Origin of the sequence: Corynebacterium nasorum (assembly GCF_022347325.1) — a bacterium.
GTDB lineage: Bacteria > Actinomycetota > Actinomycetes > Mycobacteriales > Mycobacteriaceae > Corynebacterium > Corynebacterium kefirresidentii.
Genome location: NZ_JAKRDU010000004.1, coordinates 147,143 through 172,268, shown reverse-complemented (window position 1 = coordinate 172,268; position 25,126 = coordinate 147,143). Strand labels below are relative to the sequence as shown.

General features: G+C 57.7%; 26 protein-coding genes. 13 read left to right on the top strand and 13 right to left on the bottom strand.

Annotation, left to right across the window (positions count from 1 at the left end):
- The first annotated feature begins 329 nt into the window (after nucleotides 1-329).
- Nucleotides 330-1,691, top strand: a complete 1,362-nt coding sequence (locus MHK05_RS05555) for a dicarboxylate/amino acid:cation symporter (protein WP_239205342.1) — start codon at nucleotides 330-332, stop codon at nucleotides 1,689-1,691.
- Nucleotides 1,692-1,754: 63 nt separating this feature from the next.
- Here MHK05_RS05555 and MHK05_RS05550 read toward each other — a convergent pair whose 3' ends face one another.
- The 4 genes from MHK05_RS05550 to ychF all read right to left on the bottom strand — a co-directional run bounded on the left by MHK05_RS05550 (nucleotide 1,755) and on the right by ychF (nucleotide 6,083).
- Nucleotides 1,755-2,684, bottom strand: a complete 930-nt coding sequence (locus MHK05_RS05550) for a PRC and DUF2382 domain-containing protein (RefSeq protein WP_239205340.1) — start codon at nucleotides 2,682-2,684, stop codon at nucleotides 1,755-1,757.
- 513 nt (nucleotides 2,685-3,197) lie between these two features.
- On the bottom strand, nucleotides 3,198-4,109 hold the full coding sequence (locus tag MHK05_RS05545; protein WP_239205390.1) for a cation diffusion facilitator family transporter: 912 nt from the start codon (nucleotides 4,107-4,109) through the stop codon (nucleotides 3,198-3,200).
- Between the two features lie 226 nt (nucleotides 4,110-4,335).
- On the bottom strand, nucleotides 4,336-4,869 hold the full coding sequence (locus MHK05_RS05540; protein WP_239205338.1) for a type 1 glutamine amidotransferase domain-containing protein: 534 nt from the start codon (nucleotides 4,867-4,869) through the stop codon (nucleotides 4,336-4,338).
- Nucleotides 4,870-4,997: 128 nt separating this feature from the next.
- Nucleotides 4,998-6,083: a redox-regulated ATPase YchF gene (gene ychF, locus MHK05_RS05535; RefSeq protein WP_239205336.1), complete on the bottom strand. Its 1,086-nt coding sequence runs from the start codon at nucleotides 6,081-6,083 to the stop codon at nucleotides 4,998-5,000.
- Nucleotides 6,084-6,130: 47 nt separating this feature from the next.
- Between ychF and MHK05_RS05530 the strand changes: the two genes are divergently transcribed.
- The 3 genes from MHK05_RS05530 to MHK05_RS05520 all read left to right on the top strand — a co-directional run bounded on the left by MHK05_RS05530 (nucleotide 6,131) and on the right by MHK05_RS05520 (nucleotide 9,573).
- Nucleotides 6,131-7,600: an AI-2E family transporter gene (locus tag MHK05_RS05530; protein ID WP_023021873.1), complete on the top strand. Its 1,470-nt coding sequence runs from the start codon at nucleotides 6,131-6,133 to the stop codon at nucleotides 7,598-7,600.
- A gap of 36 nt (nucleotides 7,601-7,636) precedes the next feature.
- Nucleotides 7,637-8,707 carry a DNA recombination protein RmuC gene (locus MHK05_RS05525; protein ID WP_239205388.1) on the top strand — a complete coding sequence of 357 codons (1,071 nt, stop codon included), beginning with the start codon at nucleotides 7,637-7,639 and terminating at the stop codon, nucleotides 8,705-8,707.
- Between the two features lie 62 nt (nucleotides 8,708-8,769).
- Nucleotides 8,770-9,573, top strand: a complete 804-nt coding sequence (locus MHK05_RS05520; protein ID WP_051138352.1) for a Yip1 family protein — start codon at nucleotides 8,770-8,772, stop codon at nucleotides 9,571-9,573.
- A gap of 63 nt (nucleotides 9,574-9,636) precedes the next feature.
- On the opposite strand, the gene MHK05_RS05515 is transcribed toward MHK05_RS05520, so the two are convergent.
- Nucleotides 9,637-10,587 (bottom strand): 4-hydroxy-3-methylbut-2-enyl diphosphate reductase, encoded by a 951-nt coding sequence (locus MHK05_RS05515; RefSeq protein ID WP_023021876.1) that lies wholly within the window; start codon nucleotides 10,585-10,587, stop codon nucleotides 9,637-9,639.
- Nucleotides 10,588-10,728: 141 nt separating this feature from the next.
- On the opposite strand from MHK05_RS05515, the gene xseA reads away from it, so the two are divergent.
- The 3 genes from xseA to MHK05_RS05500 are packed head-to-tail and all read left to right on the top strand — an operon-like array spanning nucleotide 10,729 to nucleotide 12,629.
- Nucleotides 10,729-11,970 carry an exodeoxyribonuclease VII large subunit gene (gene xseA / locus MHK05_RS05510; protein ID WP_023021877.1) on the top strand — a complete coding sequence of 414 codons (1,242 nt, stop codon included), beginning with the start codon at nucleotides 10,729-10,731 and terminating at the stop codon, nucleotides 11,968-11,970.
- Nucleotides 11,971-11,991: 21 nt separating this feature from the next.
- Nucleotides 11,992-12,261, top strand: coding sequence for an exodeoxyribonuclease VII small subunit (locus MHK05_RS05505; RefSeq protein ID WP_239205334.1), 270 nt, complete (start codon nucleotides 11,992-11,994; stop codon nucleotides 12,259-12,261).
- Nucleotides 12,261-12,629, top strand: a complete 369-nt coding sequence (locus tag MHK05_RS05500) for a hypothetical protein (RefSeq protein ID WP_023021879.1) — start codon at nucleotides 12,261-12,263, stop codon at nucleotides 12,627-12,629. The genes MHK05_RS05505 and MHK05_RS05500 overlap by 1 nt, the downstream gene beginning before the upstream one ends.
- On the opposite strand, the gene MHK05_RS05495 is transcribed toward MHK05_RS05500, so the two are convergent.
- Nucleotides 12,613-13,182 (bottom strand): DUF4245 domain-containing protein, encoded by a 570-nt coding sequence (locus MHK05_RS05495; RefSeq protein ID WP_034656435.1) that lies wholly within the window; start codon nucleotides 13,180-13,182, stop codon nucleotides 12,613-12,615. The two genes, MHK05_RS05500 and MHK05_RS05495, sit on opposite strands and share 17 nt — an antisense overlap.
- A 188-nt stretch (nucleotides 13,183-13,370) precedes the next feature.
- On the opposite strand from MHK05_RS05495, the gene glpX reads away from it, so the two are divergent.
- From glpX to MHK05_RS05470, 5 genes are all read left to right on the top strand, one after another.
- Nucleotides 13,371-14,384 carry a class II fructose-bisphosphatase gene (glpX, locus tag MHK05_RS05490; protein ID WP_023021881.1) on the top strand — a complete coding sequence of 338 codons (1,014 nt, stop codon included), beginning with the start codon at nucleotides 13,371-13,373 and terminating at the stop codon, nucleotides 14,382-14,384.
- Nucleotides 14,385-14,469: 85 nt separating this feature from the next.
- Nucleotides 14,470-15,870: a class II fumarate hydratase gene (locus MHK05_RS05485; protein WP_239205332.1), complete on the top strand. Its 1,401-nt coding sequence runs from the start codon at nucleotides 14,470-14,472 to the stop codon at nucleotides 15,868-15,870.
- Nucleotides 15,871-16,044: 174 nt separating this feature from the next.
- A complete protein-coding gene (locus tag MHK05_RS05480; RefSeq protein WP_239205330.1) occupies nucleotides 16,045-16,668 on the top strand; it encodes a TetR/AcrR family transcriptional regulator in 624 nt (207 codons plus the stop codon).
- Nucleotides 16,662-18,230 (top strand): MDR family MFS transporter, encoded by a 1,569-nt coding sequence (locus tag MHK05_RS05475; protein ID WP_023021884.1) that lies wholly within the window; start codon nucleotides 16,662-16,664, stop codon nucleotides 18,228-18,230. Before MHK05_RS05480 ends, MHK05_RS05475 begins: the two co-directional genes overlap by 7 nt.
- Nucleotides 18,230-18,523, top strand: coding sequence for a DUF2316 family protein (locus tag MHK05_RS05470; RefSeq protein WP_239205328.1), 294 nt, complete (start codon nucleotides 18,230-18,232; stop codon nucleotides 18,521-18,523). Before MHK05_RS05475 ends, MHK05_RS05470 begins: the two co-directional genes overlap by 1 nt.
- A 529-nt stretch (nucleotides 18,524-19,052) precedes the next feature.
- Here the strand turns inward: MHK05_RS05470 and MHK05_RS11840 are convergent.
- From MHK05_RS11840 to MHK05_RS05445, 6 genes are all read right to left on the bottom strand, one after another.
- Nucleotides 19,053-19,187, bottom strand: a complete 135-nt coding sequence (locus tag MHK05_RS11840; RefSeq protein ID WP_259824423.1) for a hypothetical protein — start codon at nucleotides 19,185-19,187, stop codon at nucleotides 19,053-19,055.
- 48 nt (nucleotides 19,188-19,235) lie between these two features.
- Nucleotides 19,236-19,535 (bottom strand): SAUR-like auxin-responsive family protein, encoded by a 300-nt coding sequence (locus MHK05_RS05465; RefSeq protein WP_239205326.1) that lies wholly within the window; start codon nucleotides 19,533-19,535, stop codon nucleotides 19,236-19,238.
- A 171-nt stretch (nucleotides 19,536-19,706) separates the two neighbouring features.
- On the bottom strand, nucleotides 19,707-20,285 hold the full coding sequence (locus MHK05_RS05460) for a GNAT family N-acetyltransferase (RefSeq protein WP_200287829.1): 579 nt from the start codon (nucleotides 20,283-20,285) through the stop codon (nucleotides 19,707-19,709).
- Nucleotides 20,286-20,354: 69 nt separating this feature from the next.
- Nucleotides 20,355-21,719 carry an RNA 5'-3' helicase PhoH2 gene (gene phoH2, locus MHK05_RS05455; RefSeq protein ID WP_200287831.1) on the bottom strand — a complete coding sequence of 455 codons (1,365 nt, stop codon included), beginning with the start codon at nucleotides 21,717-21,719 and terminating at the stop codon, nucleotides 20,355-20,357.
- Between the two features lie 183 nt (nucleotides 21,720-21,902).
- On the bottom strand, nucleotides 21,903-22,529 hold the full coding sequence (locus tag MHK05_RS05450) for an LGFP repeat-containing protein (protein WP_023021889.1): 627 nt from the start codon (nucleotides 22,527-22,529) through the stop codon (nucleotides 21,903-21,905).
- Nucleotides 22,530-22,673: 144 nt separating this feature from the next.
- Nucleotides 22,674-23,348 (bottom strand): LysR family transcriptional regulator substrate-binding protein, encoded by a 675-nt coding sequence (locus MHK05_RS05445; protein WP_239205324.1) that lies wholly within the window; start codon nucleotides 23,346-23,348, stop codon nucleotides 22,674-22,676.
- A gap of 71 nt (nucleotides 23,349-23,419) precedes the next feature.
- Between MHK05_RS05445 and MHK05_RS05440 the strand changes: the two genes are divergently transcribed.
- Nucleotides 23,420-23,749, top strand: coding sequence for a DUF5997 family protein (locus MHK05_RS05440; RefSeq protein ID WP_275436430.1), 330 nt, complete (start codon nucleotides 23,420-23,422; stop codon nucleotides 23,747-23,749).
- On the opposite strand, the gene glyA is transcribed toward MHK05_RS05440, so the two are convergent.
- A complete protein-coding gene (gene glyA, locus MHK05_RS05435; RefSeq protein ID WP_023021892.1) occupies nucleotides 23,746-25,029 on the bottom strand; it encodes a serine hydroxymethyltransferase in 1,284 nt (427 codons plus the stop codon). The two genes, MHK05_RS05440 and glyA, sit on opposite strands and share 4 nt — an antisense overlap.
- Nucleotides 25,030-25,126 lie beyond the last annotated feature (97 nt).

The window sequence follows — 25,126 nt, the reverse complement described above, 5'->3', positions numbered from 1 at the left end:
CCTCCTCGCTCTGCACCTCGCGCTCCGCCCTTCCCCCCCTCCGCCCTTCGCGCTCACCAGCAGCGTAAAGGTGATGCTTCCACCCCGCTCTGGTGAGCGCCGAGGGCGCACACCGCAATTCCTCCTCCCCCTCGCGCTCAGTGGGAAAAGAACCCCAGGTATTAAGAAGCCACCCGGTGAGCGCGAAGGATGAGGTCGCAGCCACGGGAGAATCCCCACGTCTTGTGCCTAAAGACGTCGAAGGAATAAACTGAGCGAAGTTGAAGTTGAACAGGACAGTATCTGAAAACTAGTCCGATCTGTCCATTTTTATTTTCAAAGGAACCTTTATGTCTCAACAGGAATCTTCGCGCTCTAGGCTCCCAGGCTGGGCCACAGGATTCGGCGCGCAAGTTATTGCCGGCCTTATCATCGGCCTCATCTTGGGTTTCATCGCCTCCGGCATGGATACCGACCCAGACAATCCCGGTTGGTTGACCACCCTGCTCACGGGAGTCGGTAGCGCCTACGTCCAGCTGCTCAAGGTGATGATCCCGCCGCTGATCTTCGCCGCTGTTGTTACCTCTGTCGCCAATTTGCGCAAGGTGGCTAACGCGGCTTCCCTGGCGATTTCCACACTGGTGTGGTTCGCCATTACCGCATTCTTCTCTGTCTTGATGGGCATTTTCGTTGCCGTCATTATGAAGCCGGGCGTCGGCACGAGCGTCGATGCCGCCACTGCGCAGGATCCTTCCCACGTCGGCTCGTGGACCGCGTTCTTTGAGCAGCTTCTGCCACAGAACTTCGTAGGACTTTCTGCCTCGCTTTCCGACGGCGAAGTATCCCTCAGCTTCGGCGCGTTACAACTGCTTGTCATTTCCCTGGCCATTGGTATCGCCGCAGTCAAGACCGGAAAGTCCGCCGAGCCGTTCCTGCGCTTTACCGAGTCCTTCCTCAAGGTCATCCAGGTCATCTTGTGGTGGATCATCCGCCTTGCACCGATTGGCACCGCCGCCCTTATCGGTAAGGCAGTAGCAACCTACGGCTGGGACGCCTTGGGCTCGCTGGGCAAGTTTGTTCTGGCTATGTACGTGGGCCTTGGTCTGGTTTTTGTCGTGGTCTACCCCGCCGTACTGAAGTTCAACAAGATTCCAGTCATGGGCTTTTATAAGCGCGTTTGGCCGGTCACCTCGCTGGGCTTTGTTACCCGTTCTTCCATGGGTGTCATGCCAGCTACCGAGCGCTTTAGCGAAAAGGCCATGGGTGTTCCCTCTGAATACGCTTCCTTTGCCGTTCCGCTAGGAGCAACCACCAAGATGGACGGCTGCGCATCCGTTTACCCGGCCGTTGCAGCCATCTTTGTTGCCCAGTTCTACGACATTAACCTCGACTTCACCCAATACCTGCTCATCATCTTTGTTTCCGTCATTGGTTCCGCTGCTACCGCAGGCACCACGGGCGCAACGGTTATGCTCACGCTGACGCTATCTACACTTGGCCTTCCGCTGGCTGGTGTCGGTCTCCTGCTGGCCATTGAGCCGATTATTGACATGGGACGCACTGCACTCAACGTCACCGGACAGGTACTGTGCGCCACCGTCGTTGCTAAACGTGCCGCCATCCAAGACAGGGCAACCTGGGACGCAGCAGAAAGCGGCGTCAAAGACATTATGGATTCTGACTCGGCCGCAGCCATCGGTGCCAAGGCTTAAATAAGCCCTCAAACATAATAAACGCCCGCAAGGAAAACCTTGCGGGCGTTTAGCTATGCGCTTTTACTTCTTGAGGCCATCAACACCATCGGTGTCGATCTGCTCCTTGCGCAGCTCCTCGGTGTGAGTCTCGGTGTCGCGAACGGTGTCCTTCTTCAGGTTGATCTTCTCAACCGGAACGGTTTCCTTGTTCACGTTAACCTGCTCCTCGTGCAGGGTGACGGAAGCTTCCTCAGCGTCACCGGAGATGGTGCCGTTGTAGTTCTTGGCATCTTCAGCGCTGATCGGAGTGCGCTCAACGCTGACCTCTTCGCGCTCAACCGGGACCTCAACGGTCTCGGTGTCGGTCACAACGTACTTGCGCAGGCGAGCCTCGCCGGTAGCCACGCGCTCCTTGTTGACGTTCAGCTGCTCCTCAGAACGGATGAGCTCACCGTCATTGTTGGTGTGCTCTGCTGCGGTGTTCTTGGTAGCAGCGTTATCAGCAACGCCAGCCTTACGCTCAGCAGCAGCCGCATCAGTGGTGTGGGCAGCTTCCTTCTTCTCGTTAGCGTGTGCACCAGCAACGCCTGCACCAGCGCCAGCAACGCCGGCACCTGCGGCCAAGTTGTGGTCCTTGTCAGCGCCAGCCTGAACGTCGCGCTTGGAGTCCAGGTTGGAGTCCTTGTAATCGGTAACGTCCTGTGCATTATCCAGGCCGTAGTGCTTGAAGATATCGGACTGTGCCTCTGGGGTCAGCGGCTTATCGGAATCGAAGTCTGGGGCGTCCTTGATGCGGTCCTTGGAGAAGCCCAGCTTCAGGTCATCGCCGGAGAAGTCGTGGCCGCGCAGCGGAACGAGGCTGGAGTTCATACCGAACAGGCCGTGGTTAACCTCAACGAAGGTAGGCTGGCCGGACTGGTCATCAACGAATACCTCGTTAACGTTGCCCAGCTTCTCGCCGTCCTTGTCATATGCGGTTGCGTTAAACAGATCCTTAATGTTCTTACCCATTGTCAGTAAATCCTTTCTGCTATTGGTATAGCTCTCTTCAGCCAATCAAAAGGACATATTCTTGCCCCCACATGTGGAATGCGGGGGTGAGAATCGCTATTTGCTTGGTGTGACAACCACCATACGGAGAATTCAAAATTTTTCGACCGCCAGCAAGAAATTTTTGCCGTTTTACTCACCCAGAGAAGACTTCATGCAGCTCAGAGCAATCAATAACATTTTCATAACGTTAAGAATTCTGCACCATAAATGGCCCGAATCTAAAAAATAGATGTCGTTTCACGACCCCGCAGCGCCGTAGTCAACACCCTCGACTTTCTCCAAATCATTCAAGACTTACCCCACCCCCAAAAGGCGGTGCCACTAAACCCACAGAGTCCTTTCAGAAGGGTGTATGCTTTCTGCGAAAAAGCACAGGCTATGTACAGGCCCTATTCACTCGAACGGGTCTACACACATGTCGGTCTAAAAAATCAGCCACAGTGACCGCCCGAAAACTTAGAAAATTAAGGCCTAGCGAAATAGGTACGGGCGGCGGTTTTCCACGCCCGCCGGCTCCACGTGAATGAACGCACTGCAGCTTGGATACAGCTCATCTAGGGCGATTTCCACGACGTCAGCAACCTCGTGGGAATGCATAACGCTCCACTCTCCTGGCACCTCCATGGTCAGGTAGACCAAGCGCTGACGGCCGGAAGCGACAGTACGCCGGTCCGTGAAGGTAACCGATTGCTCCTTTTCCAACCGGGCCAGCAGCTGGCGAATCTGCTGGCGCTCATCCGCGGGAAGTGCTTCAGAAAGCAAACTGCTCACGGAATCGCGCAGGAGGGTGTAACCAGTCCACAAGATATTGATACCCACAGCGAGGGCTACTACAGGGTCTAGCCACATCCAGCCAGTTAAATAAACGGCGGCGATACCGACAAGGACGCCGACGGAAGTCCAGACGTCGGTAAGCAGGTGATGCCCATCCGCATCCAAGGTGGCAGAACGGTAGCGCTTGCCGGCGCGGATGAGCGCGATACCCACCGCCAGGTTAAGCACAGACGAGAGCGTAGATAATGCCAAGCCCCAGCCTGCCTCAACAATCGGCTGCGGAATAAAGAAGCGCTGGATGGCCGTATAGATGATCATGCCGGCCGCAATGAAAATCATCGCGCCCTCCACCAAGGCGGAGACGTACTCCGCTTTGCCATGGCCAAACTGGTGGTTATCATCGGCCGGCTTGGCAGCAATCCGGAGGGCATAAAAACCGGCGACGGCCGCCACGAGGTTCACTACGGATTCGAGAGCATCAGATAGGAAGCCCACCGAGCCGGTAAGCCACGCGGCCAAGGCCTTAAGGATGATGGTAGCCACAGCGGCGGCGATGGATAGCTGCATGAAGCGCTCAAGAATGCGCTGCTCTGAGCCCATGGAGGACATAGTCACTTCTCCCTTCGGTTCGGTTGCGGACCGAAGGTCTCGTTCACGGCCGCGGGCACTGCGGGCGCTGGCTGGCCGGGCTAAACGCCAGTATGTCGACCAGTCATCTCGGAATTAACCGAGGGAACTACTCCCCTTCAAGAAATCCTAACTTTATAGGGCATGTGACACCGGCGCAAGATCGAAAAAAGCCACGGGAAACTCCCGTGGCTTAAATTGTGGAGCCTTAGTGCTGGCCCTCTGCAAACTCTTCTACCAGCTTGGCGTTAAAGGCTGGCAGGTCATCTGGAGTGCGGGAGGAGACCAAGCCCTGGTCACAGTGAACTTCCTCATCTACCCACGTGGCGCCCGCATTGCGCAGGTCGGTCTGCAAGGAGGGGAAGGACGTCAAGGTACGACCCTTAAGAGCTTCAGCATCGGCCAAGATCCATGCACCGTGGCAGATAGCACCAAGCGGGAGATCCTTGCTCATGTGGTTGCGCACGATTTCTACTGCGGCCTTGTCCAAGCGCAACAGGTCGGCATTGTCGGTACCGCCAGGCAAGATAATGCCATCGAAAGACTCGCCGGTTGAGTCAGCGGTAACGGCGTCAACGGAAATCTCCGTGCCCTTCTTGCCGGTGATAGTACCGGCCTTAGGGGCGATGACGCGCACGGTAGCACCAGCGTTCTTCACGGCCTCCAACGGGGAAGTCAGCTCAGAGTCTTCGAAACCATCGGTAGCGATGATTGCAATGGTCTTGTTGTCTAGTTCAGCCATAATGTGACCTCCTATTGTTTGGGTACCTTGCCCACAGTAACGCGGAAGATTCTCAATCGCTACAATTTCTCCGCCTGCGCGGGCAGTGCCTTCTCCGTTAGGAGGCCCAAGACTTAGAAGACGCGGAATTAACCGCCGATCTTAAAGTCGCACACGTCGCCGTCTTGCATGATGTAGTCCTTGCCTTCTTGGCGGACCTTGCCGTGCGCGCGAGCTTCGGCCATAGAGCCAGCGGCTAGTAGGTCATCGTAGGAAACGATTTCGGCCTTGATGAACTTCTTTTCAAAGTCAGTGTGGATAACGCCGGCGGCTTGCGGGGCGGCAGAGCCCTGCTTGATGGTCCACGCGCGGGCTTCCTTCTCACCGGCGGTGAGATAGGTCTGCAGCCCCAGCGTGGCAAAACCCGCCTTGGCCAAAGTAGCCAACCCCGGCTCATCTTGGCCCACGGACTCAAGCAATTCGCGCGCTTCGTCTACTTCCAGCTCAAGCAGCTCAGTTTCTGTCTGGGCGTCAAGGAACACGGCCTCGGCCGGGGCGACGAGCTGGCGAAGCTCTTCCTTCTTTGCGTCGTCGGTAAGCACGGCCTCGTCCGAGTTAAAGACATAGAGGAAAGGCTTTGCCGTCATCAAGTGCAGATCGCGCACGAGCGAGAGGTCAATCTCGCCCTCCTTAGCTGCTGCGAAGAGGGTGCGGTCATCTTCTAGAATCTCCTGCGCCTTCTTGGTGGCTTCCACCTCAGCAGCCAGGTCCTTATTCTTGCGCGCATCTTTTTCAAGGCGCGGCAGAGCCTTTTCGATGGTTTGGAGGTCCGCGAGGATGAGCTCGGTATTAATAACGGAGATGTCATTGCGCGGGTCAACTTTGCCATCAACGTGGATGACATTGTCATCGGAAAAAGCGCGCACCACCTGGCAGATGGCATCTGCCTCACGGATATTGGCTAGGAAGGCGTTACCCATGCCTTCACCCTGCGAAGCGCCAGAGACGATACCGGCAATATCCACGAAGGACACGGTAGCGGGCAGGATACGCTCCGAGTTAAACATTTCCGCCAGGTGGGTCAGGCGGGAGTCCGGCAGCTCCACTAGGCCCACGTTGGGCTCGATGGTGGCAAACGGGTAGTTCGCCGCCAGGATCTCGGAACGGGTCAGGGCATTAAACAATGTGGACTTGCCCACGTTGGGCAGGCCGACGATTCCTAGTGTAAGACTCACGGGGCCAATCCTAACTCACCCACCTTCTTTTAAGGCAAGATGGTGGGGTGAGTTCTGATAACCAACCGCTGCCCGAGGCTCCCAAGACGGGCCTGGGCGATAAGTTTGATGAAAGCTTCGATACCAGCAAGCTGGAGGATGTATCGCCACATCCGCCGGGCGATCAGGTAGATCGCTCTGTCATTGCCGGCGAGGTAGTTAAGTCTGCGTCCCTATGGGCGGTCCGCCTGCTCATCATCTGCGTTTTCCTCTACGCCCTCTACCGCCTGCTCGGCAATTTCTGGCAGGGCATCTTGCCAGTGCTTTTGGCCCTCATCATCTGCACCGTCCTAGCCCCAGTGGCTAAGAAGTTGCGCAGCATTGGCCTCCCCGCCGCGTTGGCGGCTGCCGTAACCATTTTGGTTTCTTTCACGGCAGTGGGTGGACTCATTTCCTTCGTTGCCCCGGACTTCATGCGCCAATCCCGCTCTTTGTACTTGCAGACGGTCTCCGGCATCCAAAGCCTGCAGCTCTGGGCACAGGGCCCACCCCTTAACCTCGATAGCGAGGATATGAGCAGCTACATCGATGAAGCGGCTTCCTGGCTGCAGCAGCGCGCTGGCGCCATCGCGGGTTCCGTCTTTACCGGTATCGGCACCGCTACCTCCATCTTGGTCACCCTCTTCATTGTGTTGGTGCTGACCTTCTTCTTCCTCAAGGACGGCGCCAAGTTCCTCCCCTGGCTGCGCGATGCCACCGGCAAACGCGCCGGCTGGCACCTTACTGAGCTACTCACCCGCGCATGGACCACGCTTGGAGGCTTTATTCGTGCGCAGGCAGTTGTCTCGCTTGTCGACGCCGTCTTTATCGGCATCGGCCTCGCCCTCATCGGCGTCCCCCTGGCCATGGCTTTGGCAATCATCACCTTCATCGCCGGCTTTATCCCCTTCGTCGGTGCAATTGTGGCCGGTGCCCTTTCCGTCACCATCGCACTGGTGTCCCTTGGTATTACCAAGGCCTTGCTCGTTCTTGGACTGGTCTTGCTGGTCCAACAGCTGGAGGGAAATGTCCTTTCCCCTTGGCTGCAGTCCAAGGCCATGGACCTGCACCCCGTCATCGTCTTGGTTTCTGTGACCGTAGGCTCTGCGCTATTTGGCCTGGTGGGAGGTTTCCTCGCGGTTCCGGCAGCCGCGATGTTCGCGGTGGCCTATCGCTACAGCCAAGATATGATGAAGCTCCAGTCGGGCGAAAAGACCGCCGCGGAGCTGGACTTTTCCACCGTAGCTGGCTACCTCATCGGCCGTTATACGGAGGAACAAGGGCGCTATAAGCGCGAGGCGTGGCTTAAAATGCCGGACTACGCAGCCCCAGAAGGCGCAGTGGCGGACGTAGCCGCGGACGGCAACTCCAATTCCCTCGACGCTGCCCTCAACGTGGAATCCACCCCGAAAGAGCATGAGAAGCCCGGCGTGCGCTCCAACCTGCGCCGTGCCCGCGATGCCTTCGAGGGCCTTTTGAACGGAGATTCGAAAAAATAGTGGGCTGTGTCGGCTGTACGTGCCATGCTGGGTTCCATGACTTCCACATTGCCCGTGCTGCTACTTTTTATCGGCCTCACCCTCGGCGCGGTAATGGGTTGGTTGGCCCATTCCTACTCCGCTGCTCGTTCGGCGCCAAGTGCCGAACACCGCGCGCTGCAAGAATCGCAGCGTCGCCAAGCTGAGCTCCAGCCGCTGGAAAAGGCCATGGACCGCTTGGGGTTTCAGCTCCAAGAAATTGAGGAAGACCGCACCGCGCTGCTCGCTTCCCTTTCTAGCCAGGTCCAGGCGGTAACCCTTACCTCCTCTCGTCTGACTGAACGCACTGACAAACTTGTTAGTGCCTTGCGCTCGCCCAATACCCGCGGTCGTTGGGGCGAGGTGCAATTGGAGCGGGTGGTTGAAATAGGCGGCATGACCAAACATGTGGACTTTGACTGCCAGGTTTCTGCTCCGCTGGGTGGTCGCATCGTTCGCCCAGACATGGTTATCAAGTTGGCTGGTGGCCGCCATATCATTGTCGATGCCAAGGTGCCTTTTACTTCTTACCTCGACGCGCTGGAGACCGATGACCCAGAAGAACACGCCGGCTTCTTGCGCCGCCACGCACACTTGATGCGTGGCCACGTCCAAGCACTATCGCACAAAGACTATATTGAAGCGTTTCAACCTACACCCGAATTCGTCATCCTGTTTGTCCCTGCAGATCCTTTCCTCGATGCTGCATTGTCAGTGGACCCAGAACTCATCGAGTATGCCTTTGAACGCAATGTAGTAATTGCCACCCCCAGCTCGCTTTTTGCCCTCCTGCGCACGGTGGCTATGGGGTGGCACCAAGAAGACATCTCAGCCAAGGCAAAGGAGGTTCAGCGCCTAGGGCGCGAACTGTACACGCGCCTGAATACACTTTCTGATCACTATGGCAGGGTGGGCCACAACTTGGAAAAGGCAGTCGAAGCCTACAATGCCACACTGTCCTCGCTAGATTCCCGTGTCGGCGTCACCGCCCGCAAATTGCACGAGATGGATATCCCAGGCCGCACGGACCGCACGCCACGGGAGCCCATAGCCATCGATACGTGGCCGCGCGGGCATTCGCCACTATAAATCCGGCGACTTAGTGCGTGGAAATAGCCATGGGCAGGCACGAACCGGTAGGATCTTCCGACGTGTCACAAGCCAAGCAAAGAAAGTCTTCCGCCGCCCAAAGCTCTGGACTCCCCAGCATCACGCTGGGCACGGGCCTTGGGCTGCTCGCGGCAATTTTGCTCACCGGCGCGTTGATTTCCATCCTGATGGGTACCATCGGGTGGGCTTACCTCGCCTTCCTCGTCATCGGCTCGCTGCTGGTGGCGCTCATCGTAGAAGAACGCGGCCTCTTCCTCACGGTGGCTTCCATCCCCATCTTGTATGCCATCACGGTGGTACTGGCCGGATTCTTTATTACCAAGGCCAACTTGCCAGAGGGAGCATCACCGTTTTCCAAGACGGCTACCGTAACCGCAGCTTTCCCCCTTGTCCAAAGCTTTCTCTGGCTCCTCATCGCTTTAGTAGGCGCAGGAATCATCGGCTGGTTGCGATGGGTCCGCTACCGTAAGACGGCACGTCGCACCGCTAAAATGGAAACTTCCTCCCGCCGTTCCGATGCTGAGCAAGACCGCCGCAATCGCGCTGAGCGTTTATCGGTCGCTGACTTGATGGCGCGCGATAGGCTGGCAAAGGAACCTACTAAAACTCCAGCCACTCCGCAGCGCGCCCGCGCTTCTCACACGTTAAGGAAGTCCCGCCCCACGCCCAAAGATCGCCTGCGTGGGCGCGACCGAGAGGAACGCCGCCGCCTCCAGCAAGAGGAACGCGCAAATCCAATGCGCCCGGATCCAACCCGGCGCGCCGGCGATTCGGTACCGGCGTCTAAGGAGCACAAGCAAGCGCCCAAGCAAGGTTGGGACGATAACCTCTATGACGAGGACTAAAACAAAAGAAAGGCCCGGAAACGGGCCTTTCTTTTTTTAGATGTAGTTTAAGCGCGCGCCTGTTTAAGTGCGTGCTGGGCGCAGGTCGCGCGGCAGGGCGAAGGTAATCGTCTCCGTAGAGGTAGTTACCTGTTCTACGTCGCTATAGCCACGCGCATCGAGAAATTCCAATACCTCGCGTACCAGCAATTCTGGTACAGATGCACCACAGGTGACTCCGACGGTGCGCACGCCTTCCAGCCAGGCATCGTCGATCTCCTTGGCAAAATCTACGAGGTGTGAAGCCTTAGCACCAGCCTCGAGCGCGACTTCGACCAGGCGCACCGAGTTAGAGGAGTTTTTAGACCCCACCACAATCATCAGGTCGCACTTGGGGGCAATGGCTTTGACGGATTCTTGGCGGTTTTGGGTGGCGTAGCAAATATCGTCTGAAGGCGGATTTTCCAGATGCGGGAAACGCTCGCGCAGTTTATTGACGATGGTGATCGTCTCATCCACCGAGAGCGTGGTTTGGGACAGCCAAATAAGCTTCTCGTCCTGCAGGAAATCCGGCAGCTTAGCAACGCCCTCGACGCCATCCACAAGGTGGGTAACCTCCGGTGCTTCGCCGGCGGTTCCTTCCACTTCCTCATGTCCTTCGTGGCCAACCAAGAGGATGTGATAGCCATCGCGCTGGAAGCGCTGGGCTTCCTTATGCACCTTGGTTACCAATGGGCACGTGGCGTCCAACGTTAGTTGCTTGCGCTGCGTTGCCTCTGCCCGAACGGCCGGGGAAATACCATGGGCGGAAAAGACTAGGTGGGCACCTTCTGGGGCTTCAGAGGCCTCGTCAACAAAGATGACGCCGCGTTCTGCCAAAGACTCTACGACGTAGCGGTTGTGCACGATTTGCTTGCGTACATAAATGGGCGCGCCGTACTTTTCCAGCGCCTTTTCTACGGTTTCAACCGCGCGATCTACGCCTGCGCAGTATCCGCGCGGCGCCGCGAGGAGAACATTTTTACCTTCAGTCATGGCTCCCAGAGTATCGAAACAGCACCCAAAACAATAGTGGGGCCCACCGCCACCATTCCGGCTACCCCGAGCGGGGCAATCATCTGCGCTGGCCCCTAAACTAGGCGGAAGAATACGGCAGACTGAAGAAAGGGAGGCTGTGTGAATCAACCGGCAAATACTCCGGATACTCCCTGGCCCGTTGGTAAAGTCAACGACCAAGTCAAGGGCTGGATCGAGCGCCTGGGCTACCTGTGGGTAGAGGGTCAATTAACCCAAATTAATTTCAAACCCACCTGGAAGCTGTCCTATCTCACGCTGCGTGATGTACAGCAGGAAAAGTCCGTGCAGCTGACCTGCCCATCATCAATGTTGCAGTCATTGTCAGCACCGCTAAAAGACGGCGACCGCGTCATTGTCCATGGCAAGCCGGCTTTTTATGCCGGCCGCGGTTCTTTTTCACTGTGGACCACGGAGATTCGTCATGTGGGCATAGGTGATCTACTCGCGCGCATTGAGAAATTGCGCCAGCAGCTTTCGGCAGAGGGACTTTTTGATCCTGCTCGCAAGCGGCCACTGCCTTACCTACCGCACAAAATCGGGCTGATTACCGGCCGCGGTTCGGCCGCGGAGCGAGATGTGATGGCGGTAGCTCATGATCGCTGGCCAGCGGTACAATTCCGAGTTCTCAATACCGCGGTTCAAGGTGCGAATACCGTTCCAGAGGTTATCGATGCCCTCCAGCAGCTAGATGCGGATCCAGAGGTAGACGTCATCATCATCGCCCGCGGTGGTGGCTCTGTAGAAGACCTGCTTCCCTTCTCAGAAGAAGCGCTGCAACGCGCGGTCGCGGCTGCTGGCACTCCGGTGGTCTCCGCCATCGGCCATGAGCCGGATAGCCCGGTGCTCGATAACGTCGCGGATCTGCGCGCTGCCACGCCTACCGACGCCGCAAAGCGCGTCGTCCCCTCCGTGGCCGAGGAGCGTGCCGTTATCGCAGAGGCACGCTCCCGGATGGCTGCCGCCTTGCGCGGCTGGGTGGAAAGGGAGCGACGCGGCCTGGACAATATTCGTTCCCGGCCCGTCATGGCAGACCCCATGACCCCCATTCGTACGCGCCGCGAGGAAATAGAGCGGACTCGTGCCACCATGCGCCGGGAAATTGAGGTCATGGTAGAACGCGAGACCCGCCACGTGGAGTCGCTGCGTGCTCGCGTTTCAGCTTTGGGACCTTCAGCTACTCTCGCCCGCGGGTATTCCATCGTCCAAGTGGTACCCAAAGATGGCTCCGGCCCCGAAGTTGTCACCTCTTATGAGCAATCCCCTCCCGGCGCGCAACTGCGCATCCGCGTGGGCGATGGGTCTATTACCGCTGTTTCTATGGCCTCCCAGGCCGCCGATTAATCACCGAACGAGGAGAAAACAATGTCAGAGGACACCATTGGCACCGGTCAACCAGGCCAGGATGCTTTTACCCCAGTAGAAAAATTGAGTTATGAGCAAGCCCGAGACGAGCTCATTGAAACCGTAAAGATCTTAGAGCTCGGGCAGATGGGCTTGGATGAGTCATTGAAGTATTGGGAGCGCGGCGAGGCCCTTGCCCGAACGTGCGAGGCACATCTCGACGGCGCAGCAAAGCGCGTTGAAGCAGCGCTCGAGAGGGCCAAAAAAGCAGACGCAGAAGGAGACGAGTAGTGCAGATTTATGGGTATCCAGGTGAGCGGGTGGATTTTGTGTCGAGGTCTGCGGCCGCCGGTTCCATCATGGCGGGAGACTCCCGGGAATTCGTAGAGGAATTCTTTGGCCCAGCACATACCCGCGATGATGACGAGGTGAGCTATTTCTCCCAATCCGTGGTGCTGCGCTTTACAGGCGATAAGGTACGCGAAATCGCTATTTATCCGCAGCGTTCCCAGCGTGAGCGCATCGATGTTTTTGTAGGAAAGACGCGCCTTAGCGGCTTAGATGAGGAATCCCTCGCAGAGGTCATTGCCCAGGCCGGCGACGGTCTTAGCGCCACCGCTGCGGCAGAAGGATTGGGCGAGGTTATTTTTCGGCTATAGGTGCGGCGTCGATAAACGCAGCGGTAGCAGCCTCAAAATCGCTATCGTCTGCGGCACCGGAGATAATGAGGCGGGCGTCGCCCAAATCTGTCACCCACAGGCGGCGCACGGAGTCGTCATCACTTTCTAGTACCCGCACTTGGTGCCCTTTGACCTCACGGGCAGATTCGATGCCGCGGTAGTTGGCGTCGTATTCCTTACCCGCATCATCGGCCGCCACCTGTGTCTGAGTAGACTCCACAAACCCTTGGTCAGCGGTCACCCAGCTGACCACGGTGGCGTTTTCTCCTCCCATATCAACGCGGCGGGCAGCATTAGCCTCCCAGCCCTCTGGCATATCAGGATTGCGAATAGCGCCAATTCCTGCGCGAGCTTGGGTTTCAAGGAAGGTTTGTTCATCCACTTCCTGCACCGCTCCCTGTTGAGTTTCGGAATTGATCGAGCATAGGCCGGTCGCTCCTACGGCCAGCAGCATCATGATCACCACGACGGCGAGGGACAGGGAGATATCCTTCGCGCCTTCAAAAATCTTTGGTCTTTCTTCTGCAGCCACGCGCCTTAGTATCGCACGGTGTGCTTCCAAAAAGCCACACGGCCCCTTCTCCCCCGAAAGTTTGATGAATCCCCCACAAATGGGGCGCAAAATCGGACCCATTAGAGCAAAAAAGTGCGAGAATGGAAAGGTAGAGCATCAAGGGGAACACCCCTCGATGAGAAAACTATGGAAGGCAACCACTACACATGTCCGAAAATACGTCTTATCTTCCTGACCGCAACCTGGCGATGGAACTGGTTCGTGTCACCGAGGCAGCAGCGCTCGCTTCCGGCCGTTGGGTAGGCCGCGGCCAGAAGAATGAGGGCGATGGCGCGGCGGTCGACGCCATGCGCAAGCTCATCAATTCCGTAGCCATGAACGGCGTCGTTGTCATTGGTGAGGGCGAAAAGGATGAGGCCCCTATGCTATTTAACGGCGAAGAGGTAGGCACCGGCGAGGGCGCCGCCATGGATATCGCCGTGGACCCCGTTGACGGAACTCGTTTGATGGCAGAAGGCCGCCCCAACGCTATCTCCGTCATCGCGGCCGCAGAGCGCGGAACCATGTATGACCCTTCCGCAGTCTTCTACATGGAAAAGATTGCTGTTGGCCCAGAAGCAGTCGGCGCTATCGACATCAACGAGTCAGTGGAGTGGAACATCAACTCCGTGGCCAAGGCGAAGAATATCCGCCCGGAAGATCTGACCGTCGTGGTCCTTGACCGCCCGCGCCACGAGCAGCTCATCTCTGAAATTCGCGCCGCCGGCGCAAAGGTGCGCCTCATTATGGATGGCGACGTTGCAGGCGCCATCGCCACCTGCCAGGATTCCAATTCCATCGACATGATGATGGGCATCGGCGGCACCCCAGAAGGCATCATCACCGCCTGCGCTATGCGCTGCATGGGCGGCGAAATCCAGGGCAAGCTGTGGCCAAAGGATGAAGAGGAAGCAGAAAAGGCCCGCGCAGCCGGCCACGATTTGGACCGCGTCCTTAAGACCACTGACTTGGTCTCCTCCGAAAACTGCTACTTCGCTGCCACCGGCGTGACCAATGGTGACATGCTGCGCGGTGTTTCCTACCGCAATTCCGGCGCTACTACCCGCTCACTGGTTATGCGTTCCAAGTCCGGCACCATCCGCTACATCGACTCCATCCATAAGCTATCCAAGCTGCAGGAATATTCCGTAGTGGATTACACCACCCCGACCAAAAACTAGGGGGCACCCCCGAAGGCGGCCCTCCTGGTAGATCTCCGCCATACTGGAAAGCACACACTACCCAATTAACTGAGGTGATCTTCACATGACTGAATACCGCATCGAACATGACACCATGGGCGAAGTAAAGGTTCCTGCAGATGCCCTGTGGCGAGCACAGACCCAGCGCGCAGTGGACAACTTCCCTATCTCCGGCCGTGGCCTCGAAAATGCGCAGATTCGCGCACTTGGCCTCCTTAAGGCAGCTTGTGCTCAGGTAAATAAGGATTCCGGCAAGTTGGACGCGGACAAGGCCGATGCCATTATCGCCGCCGCTACTGAAATCGCCGAGGGCAAGCACAATGATGCTTTCCCTATCGACGTTTTCCAGACTGGTTCGGGCACCTCGTCCAATATGAATACCAATGAGGTTATCGCCTCCTTGGCACACCAGAATGGCGTGGAGATTCACCCGAATGACCACGTGAATATGGGCCAGTCCTCTAATGACACTTTCCCCACCGCCACCCACGTTGCCGCTACTGAGGCCGCCGTTAATGACCTCATTCCGGGCTTGAAGGTTCTGCACGAGTCCCTGAGCAAGAAGGCCAAAGAATTCGCCGACGTGGTCAAGGCGGGCCGTACCCACTTGATGGACGCCACCCCGGTTACCCTCGGTCAAGAATTCGGTGGCTACGCCCGCCAGATTGAGCTGGGCATCGAGCGGATCGAGGCCACCCTGCCACGCTTGGGCGAGCTGGCCATCGGCGGTACCGCCACCGGCACCGGCCTGAATACCTCTGCGGACTTTGGCGCTAAGGTCACCGAAGAGCTCAAGAAGCTCACCGGTGTTGCGGAACTAAAGGAAGCAGAGAACCACTTTGAGGCACAGGCCGCACGCGATGGCTTGGTGGAGTTCTCCGGCGCCATGCGCGCGGTTGCTGTGTCCCTTAATAAGATTGCTAATGACCTCCGCATGATGGGCTCTGGCCCACTGACCGGCCTGGCAGAGATTCACCTGAAGGACCTGCAGCCAGGTTCCTCCATCATGCCGGGTAAGGTCAACCCGGTCATTCCGGAGGCCGTCACCATGGTTGCCGGCCAGGTGGTGGGCAATGACGCCGCAGTCGCCTTCGGCGGTGCCCAGGGCCACTTCGAGCTCAATGTCTTCATCCCGATGATGGCACGCAACGTGCTCGAGTCTGCTCGCCTGCTATCCAATGCCTCCCGCGTCTTCGCCGATAAGTGCATCGATCACATCGAGGCCAACGAGGAGCGCATGAAGCACTTTGCGGAGTCTTCCACTTCCATCGTGACCCCGCTCAACTCTGCTATTGGTTACGAGAACGCGGCCAAGGCCGCCAAGCATGCCTTGCATGAGAAGATCACTGTTCGCCAGGCCGTCATTGATTTGGGCTTTGTCGATGGCGAAAACCTCACCGAGGAAGAGCTGGATAAGCGCCTCGATGTGCTGAGCATGACTAACCGCGACCGCGATAACTTCTAAGTATCCGCCGCACCGCTACCCCGCCCGGGCAGGACCCGGGCGGGGTTTCGCATGCCTGGGGTAAGGGGGACGTCGGCAAGAGCAATGGCACATCTCACATAAAGAAGGATGCACCTCTAAAATCACCCTTTTTGCACTTGGTGCAAGTTTGCACCGAGTGTAACGTTACATGACGTGCAAGAAGAACTATCACTACGCGAGCAGAAACGTCTCGAGACGCGCCTGCGCATAGAGGATGCCGCCACAAAACTGGTGGATGAACAGTCCTTTAGCGCAGTCACCATTGAGCGGATCTGCGAAGTAGCCGGTATTTCTCGGCGCACCTTCTTCAATTACTTCGATTCCAAGGAATCCGCCGTTTTGGGCGCTCCAAGCACCGAGTTTACGGAAGAGATGCGGGAACTCTTCCTTAATGAGCCAACGACCAGCATGGTAGACCTCGTCCTTCAGTTGGTCAGACGGCATATGGAAGGCCACCACATCAACCCGACTATCCGGGATCGCCGCAAACGCATCTCCAATGATCCAGATGCAGCTGCGGCGGCAATAAGCCGGAAGCGAGCAAAATCCATTGAGCTCATCGATCTCATTGAAGAGCGCCTTAACAAAGAACCGGAGCTTCGCGTCCTTGACAGCTGCTCTTCTAGCACCGAGGCGATGCTCATCGTCGGCCTCGTCCGTGAGGCACTTTGGTTGGCGATGGCATCCCCGGATGCAGATTGCAGCCTAGACCTCGGCGCGCGTCTCGATACTTCCCTCACGCTAATAACAGACTTTATGAAAGGAATGCGATGGTAGATACGGCTGCTAAGGCCCCCTCACAGGGCCAGTCCCGCGCCGATAACCTCGGGCTTATTTTCTCGGCCCTAATGCTCACCATGCTGATGAGCTCCTTGGGCCAAATGATCTTCTCTTCTGCTCTTCCAACCATCGTTGGTGAGCTCGGCGGCGTCGACCACATGAGTTGGGTCATCTCCGCCTTCCTTGTCACCATGACCATCGCCATGCCTATCTCCGGCAAGCTGGGTGACATGTTGGGCCGCAAGTGGCTCTACATTGGGGGTATCGCCACCTTCGTCGTGGGATCCACCCTCGGTGGCTTTGCCAACTCCATGTCGCTGCTGATTATCGCCCGCGCCGTGCAAGGCTTTGGCGCTGGATTCATGATGATCTCTTCGCAATCCATCATCGCCGAGGTCACCTCCTCCCGTGAGCGCGGCAAGTTCATGGGCATCATGGGCGGCGTCTTTGGCCTGTCTTCCGTCCTCGGCCCCGTCCTCGGCGGCTGGTTCACCGACGGTCCGGGGTGGCGCTGGGGCATGTGGATGAACATCCCGCTTGGCATCCTCGCCATCATCGTGTGCACCTTGGTGCTGCACCTGCGCGTCGGTGAAGCCGACATGAAGCGCTTCGACTGGCTCGGCGCAACCTTCATCGCTATTACCACCGCGTCCCTTATCCTCATGACCACCTGGGGCGGCACCGAGTACGAGTGGGGCTCGTCCATGATCCTCACCTTAGGTGCCATCACCATCATTGGCGCCATCATCACCATCCTGGTGGAGCTGCGCGCCAAGGAACCGCTCATTCCAGTTCGCCTATTCAAAAACCGCAACATGGCCCTTACTACCCTGTCCGGCGTGGTACTGGGCCTGGCAATGTTCGGTGTTCTGGGCTACATGCCTACTTACTTGCAGATGGTGCACACCCTGACCCCAACCAAGGCGGGTCTGATGATGATCCCGATGATGGTGGGCCTTATCGGCACCTCCACTGGCGTGGGCTTCATCATTGCCCGCACCGGCCACTACAAGGTCTACCCCATCATCGGCCTAGCCATTACCGCTGGTGCATTGTTCTGGATGTCTCACCTGACCGTAGAGACTTCCCTGAAGCAGCTGGGCTGCGAGTTCTTGGTCTTCGGCATCGGCCTGGGCATGGTTATCCAGGTCCTCGTGCTCATCGTCCAGAACTCCTTCCCACTGTCCCAGGTGGGTACCGCTACCGCGGCGAATAACTTCTTCCGCCAAATCGGTTCCGCACTGGGTGCTTCCCTGGTTGGCTCCATGTTCATCCACAATATGAAGGATGAGATGGCCACCCGCATGCCAGAAGCCTTCCAAAAGATGGGCCCTGAGGGCGCCGCCTATGCAGAAAAGTTTGGCAATGCCGACGGCGGTGCCAATAGCCTCACCCCAGATTTGGTCGCGTCCTTCCCCAAGCCAATCGAGGAAGCAATCCTCAATTCCTATAATGACGGCCTGACCCCGGTTATCGCTCTGATGGTTCCGTTGGTCATCGTCGCGCTCCTTCTCCTCCTGCCTCTGCGCGAGGAGCGACTGAAGGAAACCATTGACTAATGTCGCTCACACCTGCAGAAACTGTGGCTACAAGCCAAGAGCTGCATGCCTTGCGCGATGCACTCCCGCTTGCCGACGCCCCCATTGAATCCGCCCTCGGCTATGCTCCTGGCGGCCTGCAGGCGGCATTGGATGTTCATGCCAACCCCATCGAGGTATGGCGCACTAGGGACTATCTAGTTTCCTTAGCCCGCGCACACGGTATCCCAATCCCGCGCTTTAGCCGCTTGAGCGATAACATGCGCTCATCGGCGCAGCGCTGGTTCGGCCCCTGGGACGTTCCTACGATGTAGCGCCCCACACGCCCCGCTCTCGGCGGGGTATTTTTTATTGCCAGAAACCCATCTGCCGCAGAACTTGGGACCCAATTCCCAAAATGGCAACGATGGCGGCAATGATGCCGATTGCCGCGCCGGCGCTCGATCCTCCACCAATGCCGCTACCGTCTGGTTCAGTGCTTCTCCAGCCGGGCGAGTTTCCCCGTTGCGCAGCAGGTATGGAGTAATACGCACCTCGGCCGTGCCTTCCTGCAAAGCCTCATATGTGCCGTCAGAATGCACCGCAAGAACCTCCGGATCGGACGAGGTTAGCGATGACCCCGGCACCCCTAACCGGGCACCGTCCCATCCCGCAATGCTTACGCCAATGCTGCCGGAATCGCCCACATGGGTACCGCCGCTAAAACGTAGCCGCGCTTGCCAGAGCGGCTTCCGGTACCGCAATGGGAAATGCGTGCCGTCCTTCGAGGCGCTCTGAGGCGCCCGACGCCGCGTGCTCGGAATAATGGCCGGCCGTCGTGCTTCCAACCTGTGCCTGGGCAAATTAGTGGTTGGCTGGGTTAAGCAAGCTGTAAATATGCCCCGCACCGCCAGAATAGGAACCGTTAGAGCGAATGAGCTGATTCCACTCGCTGCCAGAACCGCCATCAGTAGACCAGTTAGCAATGGCGCGTTCCATCGGTGAAGAAGTGAGGTTTTCTGCGAAAAAGGCGCCGGACTTTACCGTTCACGGCTCCTCCCCGTCTCCACGGCGATGATCAAAATCGTAGTTTTCCTCCGCAGCGCGCTGCATCGCGGAGTGTTCCAATCCCCTGCTCCAGGATATGCCGTTGATATATGCGGTGCGGTCCGGTGCGACGTCGCGAAGCCTAGCACCAGCAAACGGAAGATTGGCATCCCAGGCCTTGGCGCGCAACTCATGCAACTGGCGGGTCACCGTCTCGATATGGGACTGTAGCTCAGGAGTGGCAAACACATAGGCCACACCACCATCAACCTGGGTGATGTCCAACTGGGCAACAGGCACCGAGCCTGCGGAGGGATAGGACAGCTCCCGCTGTAGGAACAGAAAGCGCCCCTGCCGTCATAGCCGCAACGGTGGACAAAGCAAGGGCACGAGTACGCACAGACATTTAAAAGCCTTAGAGAGATAGCGTACGAATACTCTCTTAACTTTATTCCTGTGCGCTGGGAAAAGCTAACGCTTCTTTTCCTCCGGCTTGGGCAAAAGCAGCTCGTATACATCAGTATCGCGCCACTGGCCCGCAAGCTCGCCGTAGGTCATCTTCGCCATGTGAGAGTAAGTGCCCACCTTCACGAATCCACGGGACTTATGCAGCCCCGCAGAACCGGCGTTTTCAGGGAAGATCCACGAGTGGATAGCCCACTTGTGCAGGTCCTTACATACCTCAATCAAGCGATCCAAAAGCGCGCCGCCGATGCCGCGGCCCTGCGCCTCGGAGCCCAAGTAAATAGAATCCTCCACTACTCCGTGGAAGACGGTGCGGGTAGATACCGGCGCCGCAGACACCCATCCCAAGACCTTCGAATCATCATCGGCTTCAACAGCCACATGCACCGAGGGCATGATTTTGCCGGCTTTGAATTCTTCAAAGGTCAGGGAACGGGTCTCGTAGGTGGCGTGCCCAGTATTGAGTCCCTGTTCATAGATCTCTCGCATCTGGGGATAGTCCGCCGCGGTAAAGGGGCGGATGCGGAAATCTTTCTTCTTTTCGTCCGAAGACGTCTGCTTGGCGTTCTCGCTCATATGCAACATTATTACTGGGCAATGCCCAACTTCGCCACGCTGTACACATCACGATCGCCATACGCGAACATGCCTGGCCTAATCGCCGCCTTCCAGCAGGTCGGTGACGAGCTCTGCAATGGCGGAACGCTCAGAGCGCTGCAGCGTAATATGCGCAAAAAGCTCGTGCCCCTTGAGCTTTTCAATCACTGCCTGGACGCCATCGTGACGGCCCACGCGCAGGTTATCGCGCTGCGCTACGTCATGGGTGAGCACCACCCGCGAGCCCTTGCCCAGCCGAGAGAGCACGGTGAGCAAGACATTGCGCTCCAAGGACTGTGCCTCGTCCACAATGACGAAGGCATCATGCAGGGAGCGGCCGCGAATATGCGTCAAGGGCAAGACCTCAATCAGGCCGCGCTCATGGATTTCTTCCATGACGTTTTCAGACACCAAGCCTTCCAAGGTGTCATAGACTGCCTGCGCCCATGGGTTCATCTTGTCCGATTCGGTGCCCGGAAGGTATCCCAACGACTGCCCACCTACCGCATACATCGGGCGGAAGACTACGATACGGCGGTGTTCGCCGCGCTCGAGTACAGCTTCCAATCCGGCGCACAGGGCGAGTGCCGATTTACCAGTGCCGGCGCGTCCGCCAATGGAGACGATTCCGATATTTGGATCCATCAGCAAGTCCAAAGCTATGCGCTGCTCCGCGGAGCGTCCTTGCAGGCCGAAGGCATTGCTATCGCCGCGCACGAGCTCCACCACACCTTCCGCGGTGATGCGCCCCAGCGCGGACTGCGCTCCCGCTACTAGGGTAAGTCCGCAATGGACTGGTAGCTCCTCCACGGCAGTGCCCTTTTCAGTGTGAATGCCGTCTAGCATGACTTCCCCATCACGGTAGAGGGCGTCGATGACATCCGAGCTGGTTTGCACGGTTGCCATTCCGGTATAGCCGGTCAGAACCACATCCTGGGCGTGGTACTCATCCGCCTGTACACCCACTGCGCCGGCTTTCACGCGCAGTGGCACGTCCTTGGTGACTAGCACGGTATCTTTACCTTCGTGTGCAAGGTTGAGGGCGCAGGCCAGGATACGGTGGTCCCCCTCTGGGCCACGGAAGGCAGAGGGCAACAAGGATTGGTCTTGATGGTTCAATTCCACGCGCAGGGTGCCGCCATCTACGTTCACGGGGACAGGCTGGTCTAGCGCCTCATAGGTAGCGCGCAGTTCCTCCAAAAAGCGAAGAGCTTGGCGGGCGAACCAGCCAAGCTCTGGGTGATGACGTTTTCCTTCCAGTTCAGAGATAACCACAACGGGAAGGACCACATCGTGCTCTGCGAATTTGCGCAGAGCCCAAGGGTCAGAAAGCAAGACCGAGGTATCCACTACATAAGTCTTGGTAGCGACGGTGTTATCGGTTGTGGCAAGCGGAGTAGAAAGTACAGAGGGACGAGTCATGGTGGCAGGGTTCTCCCTTGAAATGCGGTAGATCAAACTTCTTCCGTATAGCCCCAAATTCCGGGGTTGCCACCCAACGTAGGCACCGAAGGTTGAAATTACATGGGTGCAAGATGAACTTTAAGAAAACGAAAAATCCCTCCGCAGCAGATGCTGCGAAGGGATTACCTCAAAAAGAGCTTTTTACTTCTCTACGGAAGAGGTGAACTTGCCGCTCTCATCCTGGAGCCAGGAGATAACGCCATTGTCGAACTGCTGGGTCCAGCCCTTGCCCTCAGTAGCCTTCTCCTCGGCAGCCTTAGGCAGGCCTACCTCTGCGTCCAGACCGCCCTGCTCCTTCCAGGTTTCAGCGATCTTGCCGACGATTGGCTGAGCCTCATCGCCATCCTTGGCCATAGCCAGCAGGTTGCCGCCGTCGAAGGTTGCCAAAGAACCCTTATCGGAGGACTCTACGCTCTGTACGTCGCCCCACTCAGCCTTCTTCTCCTCAATGGCAGACGCCAGAGCTGCCGGAACCTCCTGGTCGCCATTGGCGGTGGAGACGGTCTTGGTGTCGCCGTCCTTGGAATCAGCATCCTCAGACTCGGAACCATCAGCATCCTCAGACTCGGAGGATTCCGCGTCCTTATCCTTTTCGGAGGTAGCTTCATCAACGGCGGAGCCAGCAGCGTCGGAAGCATCAGCTGCTACGGAACCGGCGGTGTCCTTAGCGTCGTTAGCTGCATCCTCGGCATCGGAGCAAGCTACGAGAGCAACGGACAGGGTTGCGGCAGCAAAGCCACCTACGATACGACGAGTCATCTTCTGCATTTCTGCATCATCCTTTCATCAAGAAAGTAAGTTAATTCTAATTTTTATTAAATCGCCCTTCATGACGAACGAAGCCCACCATAATGACACCACCCAGCGGGCGCCACCCACACGGACAGGAAGCAGACAGCAAATACTAAAGTACTACCTCCGTTTGCGCTGCTTAAAAGCCTTCTTTTTATTTTGTAACGAATTGTTAACGTTTCTTCGCGCTTGCTTAGCCCTCACCTTTTCCCTGGCGCTTCGCTTCGGTTTCTCCTGCCGTGAGGACCGTGCGGTGCGGCCCTTGGCGACGCCCACGAAGTCCTGAATTGCCTCTCCGTCATCCTCCTTGCGCCATACCAGCGCAATCTCCGTCACCGGCACGGACTCATCCTTTAGCCCGAGTGGCACCACCTGTTTCTTGCTGAGCACCTTGAGCAGGGGGCGCGGTGCAATCGCGATTCCCACATTGGCTGCCACCACTTGGAGGGCATCGCGGACCGCGGGGACATCAACGAGCCCGGAATCGGCGAGGCGGTAGTTGAGGTGTTCATCTGCGACGTCGGCAAGCGTGAGTTCCTCGCCTACTTCGGCATAGACCGAGTCCTTCGGAACCGCAATTCCTGGAGCCTCTTTATAAAGGCGCACCACATGAAAGGACTCATCCACGCGGGCATCCGGCAGACGCGCGAGGGCCACATCCACCTCTCCACCTAGCAGCGGAGCTAGCGCATCGTCTGCATCAACGGTGTATAAACCACCATGAGCAGTATTTTCTTCGAATCGGCGGAACCACTTTCCAGGCTCCGTACCGGTGGCAAAAGCTAAGCGCAGCATAGAGGACAGTCTACTGAAAGTGCTACGGTAATTACGTGACTGAAGAACATAAGCAACCATCCGGCACCGCCATGCGTGCCCAGACCGCAGCGAAGAAGCTTGGCATCTACCTGCCCGCTGCGCCGGACGAGTTTCAAAATAGTGCCATTAGCCACGAAGAGCTGCGCGAATTGCAGCATAACCCGCCCGAGTGGCTGCAGACCTTGCGTCGCGAGGGTCCTCACCCCCGCCCGGAAGTCGCCCATAAGCTGGGCATCTCCGTTACCGCGCTCAAGAAAAACGATATGGATAAGCCGCTAACCACAGCGGAAATCAATCAGCTCCTCCAAGAGCAACCAAAATGGCTCCAGCAGGCCCGCGCCACCATGGCGCAGGCCCGTGGGCATGAGGTAAAGGACTAGACCAGCTTCCAGTCCTCGAGGCCCTCATATAGTGGGTAGTGCTGGGCAATCTTATCCACGCGTGCGCGGAGGGCCTCCACATCGGCGTTCTTGCCCTGTACCAAGGCGGTGCCGATGATATCTGCGACCTCGGTAAAGGCCTCAGCATCCAGACCGCGGGTTGCCAGCGCAGAGGTACCAATGCGCAGGCCAGAGGTGACCATCGGCGGACGAGGGTCATTCGGGACGGCATTGCGGTTAACTGTGATGCCTACTTCATGCAGCAGATCCTCTGCCTGCTGGCCGTCCAACTCGGAATTTCGCAGGTCAGCCAAGACCAAGTGCACGTCGGTGCCGCCGGTGAGCACGTCCACGCCAGCCGCCTTAGCATCCTCCGCGGTAAGGCGCTCCGCCAGAATGCGAGCACCCTCCAAGGTGCGCTCTTGGCGCTCCTTAAACTCCTCGGTCGCGGCAATCTTCATGGCAATGGCCTTTGCAGCGACTACGTGCATCAGCGGTCCGCCCTGCTGCCCTGGGAAGACGTTGGAATTGATCTTCTTGGCATACTCCTGCTTGGCCAAAATCATGCCGGAGCGTGGGCCACCCAGGGTTTTGTGCACGGTGGTGGACACGATATCAGCGTGCGGCACCGGGCTCGGGTGCAGGCCGGCGGCCACGAGGCCAGCGAAGTGAGCCATATCTACCCATAGGTAAGCGCCGACCTCATCAGCAATTTCACGGAAGGCCGCAAAATCCATGGTGCGCGGGTAAGCAGACCAGCCACCAATAATAACCTTTGGCTTCTCTTTCAGCGCTTGCTCCCGCAGCTTATCCATGTCCACGCGCATGGTCTCTGGGTCCACCTCGTAGGCGGCAACATCATAAAGCTTGCCGGAGAAGTTCAACTTCATGCCGTGAGTCAGGTGACCGCCGTGAGCGAGGGACAAGCCCAAAATCTTGTCTCCTGGCTCAGCAATGGTGGACAGCACCGCAGCGTTCGCCTGCGCACCGGAGTGTGGCTGAACATTGGCGAATTCCGCGCCAAAAAGCTCCTTCGCGCGGTTACGAGCCAGGTCCTCCACGACGTCGACATGCTCGCAGCCTCCGTAGTAGCGGCGGCCTGGGTAGCCTTCAGCGTACTTATTGGTGAGCACGGAGCCCTGCGCCTGGAGCACGGCGCGAGGCACAAAGTTCTCAGAAGCGATCATTTCCAGAGTTTCGCGCTGGCGGGAAATCTCTCCCTGGATAGCGCCGAATACGTCCGGGTCAAGGTCGCGGAGGTCAGAGGTAAAAGAAGCCATAAAGTGTGGTCCCCTTCTCAATATCAAGCGGTATGGGCTGCTGCATATCTTATCGTGCCCAGCACCCGAAGGGGGCATACTTTTACCCATGGATTAG

Bases quoted from the DNA above. Each gene is read 5' to 3' on its own strand.
- MHK05_RS05475 (WP_023021884.1), top strand. From the start codon at position 16,662: ATGGTAGATACGGCTGCTAAGGCCCCCTCACAGGGCCAGTCCCGCGCC.
- MHK05_RS11840 (WP_259824423.1), bottom strand. From the start codon at position 19,187: ATGGAACGCGCCATTGCTAACTGGTCTACTGATGGCGGTTCTGGCAGC.
- MHK05_RS05540 (WP_239205338.1), bottom strand. From the start codon at position 4,869: ATGGCTGAACTAGACAACAAGACCATTGCAATCATCGCTACCGATGGT.
- MHK05_RS05460 (WP_200287829.1), bottom strand. From the start codon at position 20,285: ATGTTGCATATGAGCGAGAACGCCAAGCAGACGTCTTCGGACGAAAAG.
- MHK05_RS05485 (WP_239205332.1), top strand. From the start codon at position 14,470: ATGACTGAATACCGCATCGAACATGACACCATGGGCGAAGTAAAGGTT.
- MHK05_RS05505 (WP_239205334.1), top strand. From the start codon at position 11,992: ATGTCAGAGGACACCATTGGCACCGGTCAACCAGGCCAGGATGCTTTT.
- MHK05_RS05450 (WP_023021889.1), bottom strand. From the start codon at position 22,529: ATGCAGAAGATGACTCGTCGTATCGTAGGTGGCTTTGCTGCCGCAACC.
- MHK05_RS05545 (WP_239205390.1), bottom strand. From the start codon at position 4,109: ATGTCCTCCATGGGCTCAGAGCAGCGCATTCTTGAGCGCTTCATGCAG.
- MHK05_RS05550 (WP_239205340.1), bottom strand. From the start codon at position 2,684: ATGGGTAAGAACATTAAGGATCTGTTTAACGCAACCGCATATGACAAG.
- MHK05_RS05525 (WP_239205388.1), top strand. From the start codon at position 7,637: ATGACTTCCACATTGCCCGTGCTGCTACTTTTTATCGGCCTCACCCTC.
- MHK05_RS05445 (WP_239205324.1), bottom strand. From the start codon at position 23,348: ATGCTGCGCTTAGCTTTTGCCACCGGTACGGAGCCTGGAAAGTGGTTC.
- MHK05_RS05515 (WP_023021876.1), bottom strand. From the start codon at position 10,587: ATGACTGAAGGTAAAAATGTTCTCCTCGCGGCGCCGCGCGGATACTGC.
- MHK05_RS05440 (WP_275436430.1), top strand. From the start codon at position 23,420: ATGCGTGCCCAGACCGCAGCGAAGAAGCTTGGCATCTACCTGCCCGCT.
- MHK05_RS05555 (WP_239205342.1), top strand. From the start codon at position 330: ATGTCTCAACAGGAATCTTCGCGCTCTAGGCTCCCAGGCTGGGCCACA.
- phoH2 (WP_200287831.1), bottom strand. From the start codon at position 21,719: ATGACTCGTCCCTCTGTACTTTCTACTCCGCTTGCCACAACCGATAAC.
- glyA (WP_023021892.1), bottom strand. From the start codon at position 25,029: ATGGCTTCTTTTACCTCTGACCTCCGCGACCTTGACCCGGACGTATTC.
- glpX (WP_023021881.1), top strand. From the start codon at position 13,371: ATGTCCGAAAATACGTCTTATCTTCCTGACCGCAACCTGGCGATGGAA.
- MHK05_RS05470 (WP_239205328.1), top strand. From the start codon at position 18,230: ATGTCGCTCACACCTGCAGAAACTGTGGCTACAAGCCAAGAGCTGCAT.